The sequence below is a fragment of the Novosphingobium lindaniclasticum LE124 genome, from assembly GCF_000445125.1.
In the GTDB taxonomy this organism is placed as follows: Bacteria; Pseudomonadota; Alphaproteobacteria; order Sphingomonadales; family Sphingomonadaceae; genus Novosphingobium; species Novosphingobium lindaniclasticum.
The window spans coordinates 1-990 of the sequence record NZ_ATHL01000035.1; the positions used below are offsets into that span (position 1 = coordinate 1).

General features: G+C 32.6%; 2 protein-coding genes. Both read right to left on the reverse strand.

The annotated features are described in order from the left end of the window. Window positions 1–759: FtsK/SpoIIIE domain-containing protein (locus L284_RS47155; protein WP_081673891.1), on the reverse strand; the 759-nt coding region annotated here is incomplete at its 3' end. A 1-nt stretch (window position 760) separates the two neighbouring features. Continuing rightward, the coding region (locus L284_RS48645; RefSeq protein WP_235054301.1) for a hypothetical protein at window positions 761–990 on the reverse strand (230 nt) is incomplete at its 5' end.

A 990-nucleotide genomic window follows, 5' to 3' on the forward strand; every position in this document is an offset into this window, starting at 1 on the left:
ACCTTTTAAGATTAAATTTTTAATCAATCCATCATATCTTGTTTTTTCTGCTTTGTTTGTTAAATTCATCACAAAGGCTGCTAGTTCGTCATAAAAGAGGACAATTGGCGTCATTTTTGCTTTATATGCGTCCATGCCTAATTCATCGTAGTTGGACGATAAGAGCTTTTGACGAAAGTCTAAGATTTCATTAAGATGCTCCAATAAAGCTATTACATCTTCTTTTTCTGTGGCATATTGCGATGGCGCTAAATGTTTTTGACTAATGACGTAAAGGTCAGCGAATTTAGGATCAATAGTGTAAATATGTGCGTCTTTTTCTTTAAAGCACTTAAACAAGTAATTAATGAACATTGATTTTCCTGAGCCACTTACGCCTGTTATCAAGGCGTGGGGCTCTTTAGAGATGTCCCAATTTACGCCCTTCATTAGCGGGATTAAGTAATCACCATTTCTATTGTGGGTATCATCAATCCGTTTCGATTCTGCTGATTCAAATTTAATTACTAATCGCTTGAAGTCATCTACATTCTCAAAAATCAGTTCTGTCTGTGGAGTAAGACGGTATTTACTTGGGAGATGTCGACGCACGATGTTTCTCGCATCTTTTAAATATCTCTCATCAATGTTGCGTGTGTTTTCTGTTACTACGCCATTGGGTAACTCGTAAATGTAGATTTTTTCAGCATCGAAATCGACTTGAATATCATCAAATCCTAAATTTTGAGATTTAAAAACTTTCTTCAAATCTTCACTCATTTTAGTTTCTTTTCTTCCTATAAGTCTCATCAATGAGATTCAACTCCTTTCTAAATTGTTTTTGTGCGTTATATAAGCAACGATTACTTATAAATTGCTTTACTTCATAGACTTTGTTTATAAAGTCATCTACATTTTTTAATTGATAATGATGATATTTGTTCAATTCAATGATTGTTTTTTTAAAATCATCATCGTTTTTTTGCAAAATGTGCAACAAATAATTAAATT